The 2805-nt window shown below is 44.1% G+C and carries 2 protein-coding genes and 1 pseudogene; all 3 read left to right on the top strand.

The annotated features are described in order from the left end of the window. Positions 1-371, top strand: a pseudogene (locus AB4507_RS08955) (bifunctional aspartate transaminase/aspartate 4-decarboxylase); the annotation flags it as partial. 70 nt (positions 372-441) lie between these two features. Further along, the gene (gene gltS / locus AB4507_RS08960) at positions 442-1650 is read left to right on the top strand and encodes a sodium/glutamate symporter (protein WP_372182554.1); all 1209 of its coding nucleotides are present in this window, start codon (positions 442-444) and stop codon (positions 1648-1650) included. 98 nt (positions 1651-1748) lie between these two features. Further along, a complete protein-coding gene (gene pdxY, locus AB4507_RS08965) occupies positions 1749-2606 on the top strand; it encodes a pyridoxal kinase PdxY (protein WP_372182556.1) in 858 nt (285 codons plus the stop codon). Positions 2607-2805 lie beyond the last annotated feature (199 nt).

The following is a 2805-nucleotide window of genomic DNA, read 5'->3' on the forward strand; positions in this document are numbered from 1 at the left end:
GTCGCTACAAAGCCGCTTGTAAACGCATCATCCGTGAGCGCTACACAACGCTTTACAAAAACATGGGTGTAGCAATCGAAGAGAACAAAGACCGTGTGGATTACTACACACTACTAGAGCTAGACACGCTAGGTGGCAAACTTTACGGTCAAGAGTTTGTCGACTGGTTCAAAGCTAACGAGAAAGGTAAAGACTTCCTATTCCGTCTTGCTCACGAAACTGGCGTCATCTTACTACCTGGTAAAGGTTTCGACACAGTACACGCCTCAGTACGCGTATCACTAGCGAACCTTACTCACCACGAGTACGAGCTAATTGGCCGTGCAACACGCACTGTGTTGGATGAGTACTTCCAAGAGTTCTCTGCGTAATTCGTAGTTGCTAGAAAATATAAGCCCCGTCAAGTCGGGGCTTTTTTATTCGGTTGTTTAGGTCGTGATAATGAATGTAATTTCTGTAAATGCCGTTGAATCTGCCATTTTGGCACTCTTGATGTTGTTGTTTGGTGAGGTAACCAAAAAACACACACCAATATTAAGTAAATATCATATCCCAGGGCCGGTGATTGGTGGGTGCATCGCAGCCTTAATTACTACTTGCTTATATCGCATGGGAATGGAGTTCGAATTTGAACTTCCTTATAAAGAGACGTTGATGCTGATGTTTTTCGCAGGCATTGGTTTAAGCGCAAATATCAAGCAGCTATTCCAAGGTGGACGCTTGTTCGTTGTCTTTCTCGGAATCGCCGTTGTTTATATTATTTTTCAGGACGCTATTGGTGTCGCTGCAGCCTCGTTCTTAGGGCTGGATCCTAAGCTAGGACTGATGACGGGCTCTATCACCCTATCAGGTGGGCATGGTACAGGTGCTGCATGGGCGTCGATGTTTCATGACCATTTTGGTGTCGATAATGCACTCGAAATCGCGATGGCCTGTGCCACTTTTGGTCTTGTGATTGGCGGTATTATCGGAGCGCCTTTAGGCACGTATTTGGTTGAAAAAAATCAACTTTCAACACCGAACGTACATGCAGCAGATGTGGAACACAAAAAGGCCCATCACATGCCGACTAAGGGCAATGTACTACATGGCATCGGAAGCGTTGGTCTTTTAGCATGCTGTGTTGAGCTCAGCCAAATGCTACATAGTTTAGTGCTTGTGCTCGATGTGCATTGGCTGAACATGGTGCCAAATTTCGTCTATGCGTTATTTGTTGGTGCACTATTCTCAACACTATTTAGCGAGAGCAAACCTGCCAAGATTGCGATGGTCGAAGTGGCACGTTTAAGCTCAATTGCCCTAAGTGTCTTCTTATCTATGGCATTGCTTGAAATCAAACTTTGGCAGCTGTTTGATATGGCGTTGTCGCTGGTGGTTATCCTAACGATTCAAACATTGTTTACTATTGTGTTTGTTACGTCCGTTACCTATAAGCTACTCGGTAAAAATTATGATGCCGCGGTGATGGCAAGTGGTCATGCGGGCTTTGGTTTGGGTGCGACACCGACAGCCATGCTCAATATGAATGGTATCACGGGTTACTACGGCCCATCGCCACAAGCGTATTTTATCGTGCCGTTAATTGGTGCGTTCTTTATCGATCTCTCAAACCTAATCGTTATAGAGACATTCTTACATTTCATGTCTTGATGGATCTTCCCCATCAAAGGGGATTACCAAAGTTCAGTACTTTGACTTTAAAATTTACTCAAGACATCAAAAACTATATTCAGAAGAGGAGTGACGGTTTGAAAGGTGGAATTTCAATTCAGTCTCATGTGGTCTTTGGCCATGCTGGCAATAGCTCTGCCGTTTTTCCTATGCAACGTATGGGACTCGAAGTATGGCCTATCCATACGGTACAATTTTCCAACCACACACAATATCAACAAGGTTGGACCGGGCAAACATTCGGCTCAGATGATATTCGAAACTTGATTCGAGGCTTAGACAACATCAACGTACTGAAAGACTGTGGTGCGATCCTATCGGGTTATCAGGGAAGCGCAGACCAATGTAAAGCGGTTGCCGAGTCGGTTAATTTAGTTAAAGAAAAGAACCACAGTGCACTCTATGTTTGTGACCCTGTAATGGGTGACCCAGATAAAGGTTGTATCGTTGAGGATGGCGTTAGAACCGCCATTACTAAACACTTGCTTCCTATTGCCGATGTTATAGTGCCAAACCAATTTGAACTAAGTGAATTGACTGGCATTAAAATCCTCTCCCTTTATGACGCGGTTACAGCATGTAAGAAAGCATTGGAGCTTGGTCCAAAGATGGTGCTCGTGAAGCATCTTCACTCATTACCCGATGACGCGTTCAGTATGATTTTAGCAACGAAAAAGGCATGTTATTTAGCCCAACGACCGAACATTGAATTTGCTCAACAACCGGTTGGTGTCGGTGACCTTATCTCTGGCCTGTTTACCGCAGGGTTAATAAAGAGAATGTCTCCCGTAGCTGCATTCCGACATGCAAATAACGCGGTCTATGGTGTGTTGGAGCTAACTAAAAGCTATGGCACTTGGGAGCTACAAACAATCAATGCACAATATGAATTTGTAGAGCCTACCCACGATTTCAACGTGGTCAAAATCGGGTAGAGCGTTTAACTCCGATAGTGGTGGAGGGTGTACCTATTCGATGGGTCGCATCCTACAAACGAGATTACGAGCTAAGACTAAACCTAGCTATATTACTCCCAGAAAGAGACGGACTTCACTTTATCCCTATTTATTAACTTCTCTGTTTATAGCTGTTCTTTTGATTAAACAGAGTCTCTGAATCATTTTAGAGAACATT

The sequence above is a fragment of the Vibrio sp. 10N.222.54.A3 genome, assembly GCF_041474095.1.
GTDB classification, from domain to species: Bacteria; Pseudomonadota; Gammaproteobacteria; order Enterobacterales; family Vibrionaceae; genus Vibrio; species Vibrio crassostreae_C.